This window comes from Gilliamella sp. M0320, assembly GCF_016101635.1.
Lineage (GTDB): Bacteria > Pseudomonadota > Gammaproteobacteria > Enterobacterales > Orbaceae > Gilliamella > Gilliamella apis.
The window spans coordinates 209,842-224,135 of the sequence record NZ_JACFQD010000001.1 but is presented as its reverse complement, the minus strand read 5'-3'; the positions used below and the strand labels follow the sequence as shown (position 1 = coordinate 224,135).

The 14,294-nt window shown below is 33.1% G+C and carries 15 protein-coding genes; 9 read left to right on the top strand and 6 right to left on the bottom strand.

Annotated features, from left to right (window positions below):
- Positions 1 to 4: 4 nt before the first annotated feature.
- The gene (gene rarD, locus H3T83_RS01005; RefSeq protein ID WP_198214835.1) at positions 5 to 901 is read left to right on the top strand and encodes an EamA family transporter RarD; all 897 of its coding nucleotides are present in this window, start codon (positions 5 to 7) and stop codon (positions 899 to 901) included.
- Positions 902 to 949: 48 nt separating this feature from the next.
- Here the strand turns inward: rarD and pflA are convergent, their stop codons facing one another.
- The 5 genes from pflA to H3T83_RS00980 all read right to left on the bottom strand — a co-directional run bounded on the left by pflA (position 950) and on the right by H3T83_RS00980 (position 6,716).
- Positions 950 to 1,726: a pyruvate formate lyase 1-activating protein gene (pflA, locus tag H3T83_RS01000; protein ID WP_217331941.1), complete on the bottom strand. Its 777-nt coding sequence runs from the start codon at positions 1,724 to 1,726 to the stop codon at positions 950 to 952.
- 245 nt (positions 1,727 to 1,971) lie between these two features.
- On the bottom strand, positions 1,972 to 4,254 hold the full coding sequence (gene pflB, locus H3T83_RS00995; protein WP_065578112.1) for a formate C-acetyltransferase: 2,283 nt from the start codon (positions 4,252 to 4,254) through the stop codon (positions 1,972 to 1,974).
- 64 nt (positions 4,255 to 4,318) lie between these two features.
- On the bottom strand, positions 4,319 to 5,167 hold the full coding sequence (gene focA, locus H3T83_RS00990) for a formate transporter FocA (RefSeq protein WP_034902976.1): 849 nt from the start codon (positions 5,165 to 5,167) through the stop codon (positions 4,319 to 4,321).
- Positions 5,168 to 5,367: 200 nt separating this feature from the next.
- Positions 5,368 to 6,438, bottom strand: coding sequence for a membrane-bound lytic murein transglycosylase MltC (mltC, locus tag H3T83_RS00985; protein ID WP_034902973.1), 1,071 nt, complete (start codon positions 6,436 to 6,438; stop codon positions 5,368 to 5,370).
- Positions 6,439 to 6,446: 8 nt separating this feature from the next.
- Entirely contained in the window at positions 6,447 to 6,716 is a 270-nt protein-coding gene (locus tag H3T83_RS00980; protein ID WP_034902970.1) for an oxidative damage protection protein, read from the bottom strand.
- A gap of 193 nt (positions 6,717 to 6,909) precedes the next feature.
- On the opposite strand from H3T83_RS00980, the gene H3T83_RS00975 reads away from it, so the two are divergent.
- The 3 genes from H3T83_RS00975 (at position 6,910) to H3T83_RS00965 (ending at position 9,796) form a co-directional block, all read left to right on the top strand.
- On the top strand, positions 6,910 to 8,121 hold the full coding sequence (locus H3T83_RS00975; RefSeq protein WP_198214834.1) for an aspartate aminotransferase family protein: 1,212 nt from the start codon (positions 6,910 to 6,912) through the stop codon (positions 8,119 to 8,121).
- Between the two features lie 76 nt (positions 8,122 to 8,197).
- Positions 8,198 to 8,800 carry a ribosome biogenesis GTP-binding protein YihA/YsxC gene (gene yihA, locus H3T83_RS00970; RefSeq protein WP_110453333.1) on the top strand — a complete coding sequence of 201 codons (603 nt, stop codon included), beginning with the start codon at positions 8,198 to 8,200 and terminating at the stop codon, positions 8,798 to 8,800.
- Positions 8,801 to 8,809: 9 nt separating this feature from the next.
- The gene (locus H3T83_RS00965) at positions 8,810 to 9,796 is read left to right on the top strand and encodes a serine/threonine protein kinase (protein ID WP_198214833.1); all 987 of its coding nucleotides are present in this window, start codon (positions 8,810 to 8,812) and stop codon (positions 9,794 to 9,796) included.
- Between the two features lie 13 nt (positions 9,797 to 9,809).
- On the opposite strand, the gene H3T83_RS00960 is transcribed toward H3T83_RS00965, so the two are convergent.
- Positions 9,810 to 10,115: a GIY-YIG nuclease family protein gene (locus tag H3T83_RS00960; protein ID WP_086362050.1), complete on the bottom strand. Its 306-nt coding sequence runs from the start codon at positions 10,113 to 10,115 to the stop codon at positions 9,810 to 9,812.
- Positions 10,116 to 10,386: 271 nt separating this feature from the next.
- On the opposite strand from H3T83_RS00960, the gene H3T83_RS00955 reads away from it, so the two are divergent.
- The 5 genes from H3T83_RS00955 to H3T83_RS00935 all read left to right on the top strand — a co-directional run bounded on the left by H3T83_RS00955 (position 10,387) and on the right by H3T83_RS00935 (position 13,899).
- Entirely contained in the window at positions 10,387 to 11,091 is a 705-nt protein-coding gene (locus H3T83_RS00955; RefSeq protein WP_198214832.1) for a lipopolysaccharide core heptose(II) kinase RfaY, read from the top strand.
- Positions 11,092 to 11,281: 190 nt separating this feature from the next.
- Entirely contained in the window at positions 11,282 to 11,866 is a 585-nt protein-coding gene (locus tag H3T83_RS00950; protein WP_086320944.1) for a hypothetical protein, read from the top strand.
- A 310-nt stretch (positions 11,867 to 12,176) separates the two neighbouring features.
- Positions 12,177 to 12,848 (top strand): CsgG/HfaB family protein, encoded by a 672-nt coding sequence (locus tag H3T83_RS00945; RefSeq protein ID WP_232351083.1) that lies wholly within the window; start codon positions 12,177 to 12,179, stop codon positions 12,846 to 12,848.
- A 31-nt stretch (positions 12,849 to 12,879) separates the two neighbouring features.
- Positions 12,880 to 13,239: a DUF4810 domain-containing protein gene (locus H3T83_RS00940; RefSeq protein ID WP_198214830.1), complete on the top strand. Its 360-nt coding sequence runs from the start codon at positions 12,880 to 12,882 to the stop codon at positions 13,237 to 13,239.
- 3 nt (positions 13,240 to 13,242) lie between these two features.
- Positions 13,243 to 13,899, top strand: a complete 657-nt coding sequence (locus H3T83_RS00935; RefSeq protein WP_065651594.1) for a DUF799 domain-containing protein — start codon at positions 13,243 to 13,245, stop codon at positions 13,897 to 13,899.
- Positions 13,900 to 14,294: the final 395 nt, after the last annotated feature.

Here is a 14,294-nt window from a genome sequence, read left to right as displayed (position 1 = left end):
TAAGATGATAAAAGGTGTTGCATTATCAATCCTAGCATCATGTCTTTTTGGTTTGTTGTATTACTATCCAGTATTATTGCAACCTTTATCTGTAGTAGATATTTTTTGCTGGCGATTATTAACATCTTTTCCGGCTATTATTGTCTTAATTCTGATTGAAAAGCAATGGTCATCTATATCTGCCCTCTTTATTCGAATTAAACATCAGCCATTTCTTTTAGTTGGGTTATTGTTTTCTTCTTTCCTACTGACTATTCAAATGCTTATTTTTATTTGGGCACCAATAAATGGTCATGGATTGTCAGCTTCTCTTGGCTATTTTTTATTACCATTAAGTATGGTGGTCTTTGGGCAAATTTTCTATAAAGAAAGGCTAAGTATTTTTCAAAAAATTGCGGTACTACTCGCTAGCATAGGTGTTATATTAGAAATCTATATTACTGGCGCTTTCTCTTGGGAAACGGCGGTCATCGCCTTGGGTTATCCTATTTACTTTATGACACGACGTAAATTGCAAATAGAAGGTATTGCAGGAACATTTTCAGACTTCTTTTTTATATTTATAGGCTGTCTGATTTATTTTCTTTTACATTACCCTTGTAATCAGATTATAAGTGATTTATCTCATTTCCATATTTTTATCCCAATGCTCGGTATTATTACCGCCATCGCCTTTGCTATGTATTTTGTAGCTAGGCGATTATTACCGCTTGGTTTATTTGGACTGCTAGGCTATGTAGAGCCAGTCTTACTTACCCTCGTTTCAGTATTATTTTTACATGAATCAGTATCCACAGAGCATATTTTACCATACGGACTTATTTGGTTATCAGTTTGTGTCCTAGTATTAGAAGGAACTGTTTATATACTACGAACAGTAAAACGAAAAAGATTAAAATAGTAGATAAAAAGGCTCCATAATTGGTGCCTTTTTACTAGTTAATCAACTTTATTTACTAAATGTCACATACTGACCGTAACTTTCAATAATTGCTTGAATTCGATCCAATGTTTCTCGTGGTGGAGCTTCTACACCTTCTAACATATATTTATCACCCAGTGTATCCCATTTATATGCACCGAGCTTATGGTATGGAAGTAGTTCAACTCTTTCAATATTTTCCATCCCTTGAATAAACTTACCGAGTAAATGAGCAGAATTATCATCATCCGTCCATCCCGGCACAACAACATAGCGGATCCAAGTTCGTTTATTTATTTTTTGAAGATATTTAGCAAATTCTAAAACTCGTTTATTTGGAACACCTACCAATTTTTGGTGTATCTCATCATTTATTTGTTTCAAATCAAGCATCACAAGATCTGTTACTTCCATTAACTCTTCAACGGTATGATCAAGTTGTCTTGCATAACCATTAGTATCTAGACAAGTATGAATTCCCTCAGCATGACAAGCTTTAAACCATTCAGTGATAAATTCTGATTGTAAGGTTGCTTCACCACCAGATGCAGTCACACCACCACCATTAGGCATAATAAAATTTTTATAAGTGATGATCTCTTTCATCAGCTCAGCGACAGTAATTTCACGCCCTGCTTTTAAATCCCACGTATCACGATTGTGACAATATAAGCATCGCATTAAGCATCCTTGAAAGAAAACAATGAAGCGAATACCTGGTCCATCAACTGTACCAAAAGACTCAAAAGAGTGAATACGACCTTTAATCGGTTGTTGTGTTGTCATAATAATATTTTTTTCCATAACAATTCTCTGATAATTGCTTACATTGCTCTTTTTTCTTATTTTAACTCAGTTAGACTAATGTTTTCACCAATTACACCAATAAGTGAGAAACGATATTAATTTAATTATAGTGAATATATATCAAGACAAATAAATAAAATAGCTTTGCATTACCCAATAACGTTTTTTAGCAAAAAATTTCAACTACAAAAAAATAGCGCCCCTAAAGGACGCTATTTAATTTAAGTTTATTATTAACTAAATTACATTGATTGAGTGAAAGTACGTGTAATAACGTCTTTTTGTTGCTCTTTAGTTAATGAGTTGAAACGTACTGCATATCCAGATACACGAATAGTTAGTTGTGGATATTTTTCTGGATGTTCCATCGCATCTAATAATGTTTCACGATTTAATACGTTAACATTTAAATGTTGACCACCTTCAACTGTTGCTTCGTGATGGAAGTAACCATCCATTAAGCCAGCTAAGTTACGTTTACGTGCGTCATCATCTTTACCTAATGCATTAGGAACGATTGAGAAAGTATATGAAATACCATCTTTAGCATAAGCAAATGGTAATTTAGCCACAGAAGTTAATGAAGCAACCGCACCTTTTTGGTCACGTCCGTGCATTGGGTTAGCACCTGGTCCAAATGGCGCACCAGCACGACGTCCGTCTGGAGTGTTACCTGTTTTCTTACCATATACTACGTTTGAAGTAATAGTTAACACAGACTGAGTAGGAATTGCATTACGATAAGTTTTAAGTTTTTGAATTTTCTTCATGAAACGTTCAACTAAATCAACAGCAATGTCATCAACACGTGGATCATTGTTACCGAATTGTGGATATTCACCTTCGATTTCAAAATCAGTTGCTAAACCATCTTCATCACGAATAGTTTTTACTTTCGCATATTTAATTGCAGATAATGAGTCAGCTGCAACAGAAAGACCAGCTATACCACAAGCCATAGTACGAATAATATCACGGTCATGTAGCGCCATTAATGATGCTTCATAACTATATTTATCGTGCATATAGTGAATTGCATTTAAAGCTGTCACGTATTGTTTTGCTAACCAATCCATAAAATGATCTAAACGAGCGAACACTTTGTCAAAATCAAGATATTCGTCAGTGATTGGATCTTCTTTAGGACCAACTTGCATTTTTAATTTCTCATCCACACCGCCATTGATTGCGTATAGAAGGGTTTTAGCAAGGTTTGCACGAGCACCAAAGAATTGCATTTGTTTACCAACAATCATTGGACTTACACAACATGCGATAGCATAGTCATCGTTATTGAAATCAGGACGCATCAAGTCATCATTTTCATATTGTAAAGATGAAGTATCGATAGATACTTTAGATGCAAATTCTTTAAATCCAGAAGGTAATTGTTCAGACCAAAGAATTGTCATGTTTGGTTCTGGAGAAGGACCCATTGTATATAGAGTATTTAAGAAACGGAAAGAAGTCTTAGTTACTAATGTACGACCATCAACACCCATACCTGCAATAGATTCTGTTGCCCAAATTGGGTCGCCTGAGAATAATTCATCATATTCAGGAGTACGTAAGAAACGAACCATACGTAATTTCATAACGAAGTGGTCAACAATTTCTTGCGCTTCTTTTTCGGTAATTAAACCAGCTGCTAAATCACGTTGGAAATAGATATCAAAGAAAGTAGAAGTACGACCAAGAGACATCGCTGCACCATTTTGAGATTTAACCGCAGCTAAATAACCAAAATAAGTCCATTGAACTGCTTCTTGTGCAGTAGTTGCTGGTGCTGAAATATCGAAACCATATTTCGCTGCCATTTCTTTAATTTGACCAAGTGCACGATGTTGTTCAGCAATTTCTTCACGACGTTGCATAGTCATTGGTAAATCAACGCCATTTTCAAAGTCAGCTTGTAATGAAGTAAATTGTGCAAATTTATCTTGCATTAAGTAATCGATACCGTAAAGCGCAACACGACGGTAGTCACCAATGATACGACCACGACCATAAGCATCAGGAAGACCAGTGATTACACCTGATTTACGACAACGTAGGATATCTGGAGTATAAATATCAAATACACCTTGGTTGTGAGTTTTACGATATTCAGTAAAGATTTTTTTAACTAATGGATCTAAAGTTCTATCATAAGCTTTACAAGAATTTTCGATCATTTTGATACCACCAAACGGGATAATTGCACGTTTTAATGGTTTTTCAGTTTGTAAACCGACAATCTTCTCTAAATCCTTTTCGATATAACCTGCATCATGAGCAGTGATAGTAGAGATTACACTGGTATCAAAATCAACTGGCGTATGAGTGGAGTTTTCAAATTTGATACCTTCCATCACTTTATCCCACAATTTAGTGGTTGCTTCTGTAGCGCCAGCTAAGAAAGATTCATCACCCTCATAAGGTGTGTAATTTTTTTGAATGAAATCGCGAACATTGACATTATTTTGCCAATCACCCTCTTTAAATCCTTTCCAAGCCTTTGCTTGTACTTCATTTAAATTACTCATAGTTATTAACCTCAGGTTTACAAAAATATCTATCTACTCTTACATAAGGGTAAATATTATAAAATCAATGTGGCTTACGTAAATGTAAAGCCCAATTAGGAACGGCGACTAATAAGCCCCCTAAAATATTCCCGATAGTAACAGGAATTAAATTATTTACAATAAAATGCTCAACTGTTAGTGCCTTAAAGGTATCAGGAGCGACCCCGACAGCAGCCCAAAACTCAGGTGACGCAAAATTATTAATTACAATTCCCATAGGAATCATAAACATATTTGCAATGCTATGTTCAAACCCACTGGCGACAAACATAGCTACAGGTAGCACCATAATTAGCATTTTATCAAGTAAACTGCGACCTGCATAACTCATCCAAGCAGCTAAACACACCATTAAATTAGCTAATAAACCAAGGAACACCGCTTCGATGAAAGTATGGTGTAATTTATGATCTGCAGTTTGTAAGACATTTAATCCCCACAAACCATTGGCAACCATATATTGCCCAGAAAACCAAATAATTGCTACAAACAGTATAGCACCAATAAAGTTACCAATATAGACAAAAATCCAGTTACGAAACATTTTTACCCAACTTATTCTATGCGTCATTTTAGGTAAAATAGTTAAAATGGTTGAAGTAAATAGATCCGTTCCACAACAAACAACAAGCATCAAACCAAGCGAGAAACAGATACCGCCAACTAATTTAGCCAGTCCGAAAGCAACGGTTGCTGTACCGGTGGTTGCAGTAATATAGAATACGAAGGCTATGGAGATAAAAACACCTGCAAGAATAGCAGATAAGATAGTACTACTAGGGTGTTTATTAACTTTATAATTGCCAAGTTCTTCGGCGATTTGGGTCATTTGTGCGGGAGAAAACGAGTCCACAAGCTTATCATTACTCAAGTTGACATCCTCAAAAAAACTATGCTTTTATGAGGCGCATAGTATACTCCAAAATTAACGTAGATCACGTTTTTTTTATTAAAAATCTTTAAAACTTAAAAAATCATTAGTTATTAATAATGTGAATTGTATATAAGATAGCCACTCTTTGTATCTCTTATCTAGACTAAAAAAGTGGCTAATAATCGTTGCGTAATTAATTATTTGCTATCTAAGATTTTACTTACTTTCACTAAATAATTACGTGATTCTTGAGAAACATGTGAGGTCACTAATTTTCGATAAACTTGTTGTGGTGTCATCGAGTTAATAATATTAATAGCTTCATTTCTATCATTAGAAAAAGTACGCAATACACTACCAGCACCACCATTATAGGAAGTGATCATTGCATATCTTAATGAAATTGGATTATTTATACCGGCTAAATACTTAGTCTTCAACAATGATAAATAAGCGGTTCCCATATCAACATTATTACGTGGATCGAGTAAAAATTGACGGCTAGGTTCGCCTGATTTTCCTCGTGAATTAAAGATATCTCGGCCGGCAGTATGTTGTTGAACTTGCATTAATCCTAACGCATCAGTACGACTGACTGCATAAGGGTTAAATGCAGATTCTACTTCCATGATAGCTAAAATTAATCGTTCATCAATAAAATAACGATTTGATGCTTCAGTAACAAGTGGTAAAAATTTTCTTGCTCGTTCATTAATATGATTTGGAACTAGCTTGATTTCAACATAGGTAATTTTATGAGAACCAGATGAACGGACTTTTAGATTATTGGCAAGTAAATAATCAGCAAAACTATTCGCCCTACCACTCCAACGAATTGGCTGTCTTTCTTGGTCAAGAACTTGGTTATATAAAAATGGTTCTCCTGATAAGTTCTGACTTATTTTATCATGGCGAATCATATCAACTGGCTCTGGCATAAGTAATGTCGAAACAATCGCATCTTTTAAATAAGCTAAAGGAGTATCAGATAAAGTCTCAATTGTTATTACACCTGAAACAAAATTAATGTGGACTCGTGTTTGCAAATTATCTTCATACTGAACATAATCTTTTGGTCCGGCAATAAGAATTTCTTTGGGCCCCCAAATTTGTTCTATATTATTTGCATACTGACTGATTAAAATATTAAAAGCATTGGTATCTTTTATATAATAATCTTCATCAGTACTTTTGTTTTTCGAACCAGGACAAGCTGTTAATAATGTTACGGAAATGAGTAAAGTAATAATTTTATAGTTATTTTTCATTTTAGCTCTCAATTTTCAGGTTTATACCCATCAATAACCACATCTTCACCTTCAAATAAAAACTTAACCATTTCGGTTTCTATTTTTTTACGATGTTCTAAATTCATCATATTGAATTTATTTTCATTAATTAACATTGTTTGTTTTTTAAGCCATTCTTGCCAGGCAATCTTTGAAATTTCATTATAAATACGTTTACCCAATTCACCTGGATAAAGCTGAAAATCTAATCCTTCAGATTCTTCTTTTAAATAATGGCAATAGATAATGCGACTCATATTTATTCCTATCTTATCGACGATTATTAATTAACCATTGATTATACCCGAAAATAATTACAGAAAAGAATAAAATATAGAACTTTATTTTAAATGAATATAAATTCATTAATTATGAATAAATATTAACTTTACTATCTTTTTAAATAACATAAAATATAAAATGACCGTTGGTTAAAATAAGGATTAAATAATGCAGCCCGAAATTACACGAGATCTGTTTGATAAAGTAATTCTACCCGTTTATTCACCTGCTAGCTTTATACCAGTGAAAGGGAAAGGTAGTCGAGTATGGGATCAAAATGGTGAAGAATACATCGATTTTGCTGGAGGTATAGCGGTTAATGCTCTCGGTCATTGCCATCCTGAGTTAATCAATGCGTTACACCAACAAAGTGAAAAATTATGGCATGTTAGTAATGTTTTTACCAATGAGCCTTCACTACGACTTGCCCAAAAAATTATTGAAAATACATTTGCTGACCGAGTTTTTTTTGCTAATTCAGGAGCCGAAGCAAATGAGGCAGCTTTTAAATTAGCAAGATATTATACTGCAGAAAAATATAGTCCATACAAGACGAAAATTATCGCTTTTTATCAATCTTTTCATGGCCGTACTTTTTTTACCGTATCAGTCGGAGGGCAAGCCAAATATTCCGATGGTTTTGGGCCTAAACCTGCCGATATTATTCATGTTCCTTTTAATGATTTAGATGCTGTTAAAGCAGTAATGGATGATCATACTTGTGCTGTAGTATTAGAACCAGTGCAAGGTGAAGGAGGATTAACCTCTGCCACACCAGAGTTTTTAAAAGGTGTTCGAGCACTTTGTGATCAATATAATGCCCTATTAGTCTTTGATGAAGTACAATGCGGTATGGGGAGAACTGGTAGTTTATATACTTATCAACAATATGATGTCATTCCTGATATTTTAACTTCCGCTAAAGCTCTCGGCGGTGGCTTTCCTATTAGTGCAATGCTAACCACAAATGAGATTGCATCGGTAATGCATCCTGGTGTTCATGGTACCACTTATGGTGGAAACCCACTGGCCTGTGCCGTTGGTTGTGCTGCCTTCGATATCATTAACAACCCAGAAGTACTTGAAGGTGTCCAAACACGTCGGGCAATGTTTATTGAACAACTTGAAACCATCAATGATAAATTCAAAGTATTTCGAGAGTATCGAGGTAAAGGCTTGCTTTTAGGTGCTGAATTACAACCTGAATTTCATAGTAAAGCGCGAGATTTTTTAAATTTTGCTACCGAGTATAAAGTAATGATACTTAATGCTGGGCCAAATGTACTACGTTTTACGCCATCTTTAATTATCTCGGAAGATGAAATAAAAGAAGGTATGAACCGATTTAGAAAAGCAGTCGAAAAAGTTGTCAACTCTTAAGTTTTTCTATACAGTAACGGCATTTTAAGTGATTAAGTGCCGTTAATGCACTTAAAGGATATTGTTTATGAGCGACATTCGACCATTAAATTATGCTAAAACGCATTTTATCTTAAGTGCCCCTGACATTACACATTTACCAATTGATACTGGCGTTGAAATTGCATTTGCAGGCCGTTCCAATGCAGGGAAATCAAGCGCACTTAATACATTAACTAATCAAAAAGCCCTAGCAAGAACCAGTAAAACTCCAGGACGAACACAACTAATTAACCTTTTCGAAGTTGAAGAAAACTGTCGCTTAGTTGATTTACCTGGTTATGGTTATGCCCAAGTACCTGAAGCGATTAAACGCAAGTGGCAAAAATCACTGGGTGAGTATTTGCAAAAACGAGAAAGTTTAAAAGGTTTAGTTGTATTAATGGATATTAGACACCCATTAAAAGATTTGGATCAACAAATGATTGAATGGGCTGTATCTGTAAATATTCCTGTAATGTTATTATTAACTAAAGCTGATAAACTGGCTTCTGGTGCACAAAAAAAACAAGTTAATATGGTCAAAGAAGCCATTTTACCTTTTCAAGGTGATATTACTGTTGCACCTTTCTCATCGCCAAAACGCGTTGGTTTAGATGCATTAAAACAAAAACTAGACGAATGGTTTAGCCAACAATAATGGAACATTATGAATAACAGTGCATTTTCGTTCCAAACATTAACGCCGGAACTGATTCTTGATAGCTTAGCCGCCATAGGTATCTATGTTGATTCAGGCCTTACGGCTTTAAATAGTTATGAAAATCGTGTATATCAATTTTCTGATGAAAATCGTACTCGTTATGTCGTTAAATATTATCGGCCACATCGCTGGAATAGATCACAAATTATTGAAGAGCATCAATTTACCCAACAATTATCACAGGCAGATATCTCAGTTATTGCACCTCTGGTAATTAACAACAGTAGTGTGCATGAATATCAGGGCTATCTATTTGAATTATTTCCAAGTGTTGGCGCAAGGCAGTATGAAACCGATAATTTAGTGCAATTTGATTCCATAGCAACTATGCTTGGTCGAATTCATCAAATTGGCGCAAAACAACCTTTTGAACACCGTCCAACCATAGGTTTGCAAGAATATCTTTACCAACCTCAAGAAATTTTGTTATCTAACGCCATCATCCCGAATAAAATCCAAATAGAGCTTAAAATCATCCTCCGCGATTTAATTAAAACTGTTGAACAACATTGGCATAACGATTGGCAACCAATTCGACTACATGCCGATTGTCATCCTGGAAATATTTTATGGCGGGATAAAGCCATCTTGGTTGACTTTGATGATGCGAGAAACGGTCCAGCAATTCAAGATATCTGGATGCTACTCAATGGTGATCAACAACAGCAGAGAATTCAATTATCCAGTTTTATTGAACTTTATGAGGAATTTTTCCTATTTGATAATAACCAATTGAAATTAATCGAATCATTACGAGCAATGCGAATTGTGCACCATCTGGCATGGATTATTCAACGTTGGCAAGATCCGGCTTTTCCTCGAGCCTTCCCTTGGTTGACTGATATTGATTTTTGGCAACAACAATTAAAACAATTTAACCAACAAATTGAAGCAATTAAAGCTCCACCATTACAGTTATTATCAATTATGTAGACAACAAATAATATTAAATAGTTTTCATATTTAGAAAAATAAGTAATTCATTGAGACTTGGAGATATTGAAACTAATTTTTCTTTTTGTATTTTGGTTAACTGTTTAATACGATATTCTAATTTCAAGGCAGTTGATCTATCCCCAACTCTTAGTTGATAGACGATAATAAGATCCTTATGTCCTTTTAGATGTTTTGCACCTTTACCCATTTGATGTTGGTGTAATCTCCGAGCAACATCAGTAGTGATACCAGTATATAAAGATTGTTTTGCGGTTCTTATGATATATAAAAACCACACAGCAGCTTTAGTTTGCATAAAAAATAGTCGCTGTTAATAATAAACAGATCATATCATTAAGTGAATTTTTATAAATAGTAAATCTACCTTTTCCACTTTTCTACCTTAATTACTCATCTTTACTAATATTAGCTTTGTATTAATTTAACTTAAAAGTTCAATAAGTAGTTAAAATTCTTTTTATATACTTTTGATGTTTGTTCTAATAACTGTCAGTGATTGATTTACTTTAGGTGGGATAATGTTTAAGATAGCTTAATTTTTTTGATCTCTCTTAGGACGACAAAATTTGAATAACTTTGCAAAAATTATTGAAATTGAACGTGGCAATATGAAATTTGCCTATGTGCAAAATGATGAAATCAATTATTTAGACCTTTTTGACCAATTTTTGGCTGAAGAAGGCCATCATGAATTACTCGATCCAAGTGATAGAATTGAGCGATATACATATTTAATCAATCATGAGAAAACTAAATTCATTTTTAAAATTGACGGTGGTGTTGAACATCGTTTAGAACGCCGTATTATCGCCAAATTGACTGGTGATTTTTATTTCAATTTAATTCATAAGCTAGCAAAAATATCATTGGACAAATGTGATATAGCTTATGAACTTTATCTAGTCGCATTTGATAAAGTTACCAAACGTCATTATATGATTTTTAATTTTATTGAAGGTCGCTCGTTAAAATGGGAAGAAATGAAAACCTATGGTGAACAAATAAAAAACTGCGTTGAAAAATTACATAGTTATAATTTAGTTTCCAATGACATTCATGGAGGGAATTTTATTTTAACACCTGAAGGAACAATCAAAGCGATCGATTTAACTAACTCTGGTTTTATTTGGCTTACCAAAGCTAATGATGCAATCGAGTTGCGTGAGCGTTTTGATATTAAAATTAAGGTACCAGTCTTGGCAATGGCAATAAAGAAATTTACCCATGGATTTAAACGATTATCGAGAAAAATTCGCGGTAAAGAAGACTAATAATAAAAATGAGAGAAAAATTAATTTCTCTCAATTTCTCGCCAAAATTATTATTATTTTAATTTTATATAAAACAAATTACTGACTAATTTTTAATACTAAAAAATATTTATATGTTCATCTTTTAAATACTAGTAAATCCTTTTATAACCAGTTAGAATTAAAGTAGTTAATCAAGCTAGGATGAGATATGAGAAAGTTAATTGGTTTTACTGTTTTAGTAATGTTGCTAACTGGCTGTGCTTCTCACAAAATGCAATCAATCTATCAAACTCCAGGAGTCGAAATTGCCCAAAATCCTGTCGGTGTGGATATAATAAATAAATATAGTACTTCTCGTCCTATCACTGTTCTTCATTCTTCATTATCAGTTTGTATTGCTCAAGAACTTGATAACAGCCCAGTGGTTTTAAATAGCGATAACTATTTGGGTTCAGCTTGGTGGCCATATTATAATATGCCAACTCAACAAGCCATTACCATCAATGGCGGAGATACCATCAAATTAGTTGAAGGAAATAATATTGTTGCCAATGCGCTTACTGATTATCAATCGCAAACTAAATACTTTATCAGTTATACCTTAACAACTACGCGAAAAGCTAAAAATATTCATTACTTATTTAGCAACATTAAACAAGCTCAACAATATACCGGTTCGATTGCTAATGATGGATTTCAAAACGTAAAAACCCTTGAAAGATCACATCCTGATTTAGTTATTGATGCACTTAATAAAGAAGTCGATAAAATTCAAGCTTGCTTATTACGCTAATACTAATACTAATCCTTTCCTTAAAAATTTTTGAGGAACAGGGTTTTTATTTAGCAACTATATATTATTTTCTTATTATTGAATAACATTTCTATACGTTTTTCCTTCCTTAAATAACTCGCTTTATCTATAAATTATTTATCAATACTTACGCTGTGGAATAATAAAAAAAGCTAATTGAAAATCTAAATCATTAAATAAAACAATAACTGTAAAATAGTTATTGATAATCATTCTTAATGATATATTATTTAATTCTCATAAAATTCAATTATGCAGTACTGGTATAATAAAAACATAAGGAATTATGATGAAAATTAATAAGTTGTTAGGAGTAATAGTTGTTAGTGGTTTATTATTTGGCTGTGCTAAAGAATCTTCCAGGACAATCGAATCGCCAACAGTAAATAGCTATCATTCAAATTATAATGGTGTTAAAACCAATATTGCTGTAGGTAAATTTGAAAATCGTTCAAATTATCAAAATGGTATTTTCTCTGATGGAGTTGATAAACTAGGTAATCAATCAAAAACATTGCTTATTAGTCATTTACAACAAACCAATCATTTTAATGTTCTAGATAGAACTAACATGCAAGAAATAGCAAATGAAGCTAAATATAGAAAACAGAAGCAAAATGTGATCGGTGCAAATTATATCATTTCTGGTGATGTAACAGAGTTTGGACGAAAAGAAGTCGGTGATCATCAACTATGGGGAATCCTCGGCAAAGGTAAGGAACAAATTGCTTATGCTAAAGTAAGTCTGAACATAATTGATATCCGAACATCTCAAGTAGCTTACTCAGTACAAGGATCCGGTGAATATAGCCTATCCAATCGAGAAGTTGTTGGATTTGGCGGCAAGGCAAGTTATGACTCTACTTTAAATGGCAAAGTATTAGATTTGGCTATTAGAGAAGCAATTAATAATTTAGTCAGAGGCATAGATAGCGGCGACTGGAAACCTAATACCAAATAAAATGAACGTTAATGACATAAGGATCATAACAATGTTAAAAAAACAATACTTTATATATTTATTGTTCGCAGGAATGTTATTTGTATTAAATGGTTGTCAATCATCTAATACTATTTATTACTGGGGTGACTATCAAGAAGTACTTTATAACTATAATCAATCAGATAAAAACAACTACACTGAACAGATTCAAGATTTAGAAAAAACTATAGAAAAAGCTAAATCAACTAATAAATCTGTACCACCAGGATTACATGCTCATTTAGGTTTGTTATATGCAACCGCTGGTGATAAAAATAAAGCTTTTGAACAATTTGAAAAGGAAAAAACTCTTTTCCCTGAATCAAAACACTTTATTGATTTTATTGAAAGAAAATATCAAGGGAAATAATCAATGAATAATAAATTTATTGCTCTACTAGGAACATTTCTGGGTCTCTTTATGTTGGCAGGATGTACAGTAAATAAAGAAAGTTATGACTATACAGCATTTAAAGAAAGTAAACCTGCTTCAATTTTAGTTTTACTACCTGTCAACCACTCAAATGAAATCAATGCGAGTTATGGGGTTTTATCTCAAGTAACCTTACCTTTAGCTGAAGCTGGTTATTATGTTTTCCCTGTTATGTTTACTGATGAAGTATTTAAACAAAATGGCTTAACGGTAGCTAACGAAATTCACGCAGTTAGTTTATCTAAATTACAACAGACCTTTGATCCTGATGCAGTTTTATATATTAATGTGCAAAATTATGGAACTAATTATCAAGTGATCCAAAGTGATACACGTGTAACATTAGAAGCAAAACTACTCGATGCTCGAACTGGAAAAGTTATTTGGACAGGCAGTGCTACAGCTTCTAGTCTAGAAAACCAACAATCAAATAATAGTTTATTAGGTATGTTAATTTCTGCTGCTATCACTCAAATAAGTGATACTGTTACGGATCGAAGTGTAGCAATCTCAAGCGTCGCAGCTGCTCGTTTATTTACACCAAACCCGGTAAAAAGTAACGGGATTTTATATGGTCCTTATGCTAAACAAAAATAACTGATCTGATAATTTCTTTATAAAAGAGCGGTAATAATTACCGCTTTTTCATTGATATAATTACACATATCATTATTACCTTTTTTAACCATACTCATCATCTTACAGAATCATTTATTCATCTTTTGTTTAGACACTAAAGACAACACTGTTTAGCTAATAATGGCTATATAAAAAAGTTCAAGAACCGGGATTGGTATACTCAAAAAGGGGCAAAAATTAAGAATGAATAAATGAATGAATGGATTGATTGATTTAATTAGTCAAATGATTATAAGAACATCCTAATAAATTAGTCATTACTAATTTTATTATTTTAAAAATGGTCTAAATATAAATGTCTTTATAAATCAATAATTATGTTAGTAACATACTTACATTAATTACAAAATTAG

Coding starts and splice junctions, on each gene's coding strand:
- H3T83_RS00965 (WP_198214833.1), top strand. CDS start 8,810: ATGAATAACAGTGCATTTTCGTTCCAAACATTAACGCCGGAACTGATT.
- rarD (WP_198214835.1), top strand. CDS start 5: ATGATAAAAGGTGTTGCATTATCAATCCTAGCATCATGTCTTTTTGGT.
- H3T83_RS00935 (WP_065651594.1), top strand. CDS start 13,243: ATGAATAATAAATTTATTGCTCTACTAGGAACATTTCTGGGTCTCTTT.
- H3T83_RS00975 (WP_198214834.1), top strand. CDS start 6,910: ATGCAGCCCGAAATTACACGAGATCTGTTTGATAAAGTAATTCTACCC.
- H3T83_RS00960 (WP_086362050.1), bottom strand. CDS start 10,115: ATGCAAACTAAAGCTGCTGTGTGGTTTTTATATATCATAAGAACCGCA.
- pflB (WP_065578112.1), bottom strand. CDS start 4,254: ATGAGTAATTTAAATGAAGTACAAGCAAAGGCTTGGAAAGGATTTAAA.
- H3T83_RS00940 (WP_198214830.1), top strand. CDS start 12,880: ATGTTAAAAAAACAATACTTTATATATTTATTGTTCGCAGGAATGTTA.
- mltC (WP_034902973.1), bottom strand. CDS start 6,438: ATGAAAAATAACTATAAAATTATTACTTTACTCATTTCCGTAACATTA.
- H3T83_RS00980 (WP_034902970.1), bottom strand. CDS start 6,716: ATGAGTCGCATTATCTATTGCCATTATTTAAAAGAAGAATCTGAAGGA.
- H3T83_RS00945 (WP_232351083.1), top strand. CDS start 12,177: ATGAAAATTAATAAGTTGTTAGGAGTAATAGTTGTTAGTGGTTTATTA.
- pflA (WP_217331941.1), bottom strand. CDS start 1,726: ATGGAAAAAAATATTATTATGACAACACAACAACCGATTAAAGGTCGT.
- H3T83_RS00950 (WP_086320944.1), top strand. CDS start 11,282: ATGAGAAAGTTAATTGGTTTTACTGTTTTAGTAATGTTGCTAACTGGC.